At 37.9% G+C, this 317-nt stretch carries 1 protein-coding gene; it reads right to left on the bottom strand.

Annotated features, from left to right (window positions below; all coding sequences use genetic code 11):
* Positions 1-317 (bottom strand): GntR family transcriptional regulator (locus ACSG5Z_RS30120; protein WP_435712771.1); only part of this gene is annotated, 317 nt, incomplete at both ends.

The following is a 317-nucleotide window of genomic DNA, read 5'->3' as shown; positions in this document are numbered from 1 at the left end:
ATATACAACAGGTTCCCCATCTGCTGTACGCACACGCTCAATCATTACCGCATTAAAACCGTCTTCACTATTAAACTTCTCTTTTTCCTCTTCTGTTAACCTTGTTGTAGATGATGATAAAAAGATAGTTCCTGGTGTTTTCCCCACACTAGAAATCATATCTGTAATACTAGAAAGTTGTTCAATCCCAGAAGAAAAAAACGGCTTTGCATTTACAAATGTTCCTACACCATGTCTACGAATGACAACATTTTCTTCTTCTAAAATACGCAGCGCTTCCCTTAAAGTCGCCCTACTTACAGCCTGAGACTTATAAA

The organism is Bacillus pretiosus (genome assembly GCF_051294775.1).
Lineage (GTDB): Bacteria > Bacillota > Bacilli > Bacillales > Bacillaceae_G > Bacillus_A > Bacillus_A wiedmannii.
Note: the sequence above shows the minus strand (reverse complement) of the source record. Positions and strands in the feature narration are given on the sequence as shown.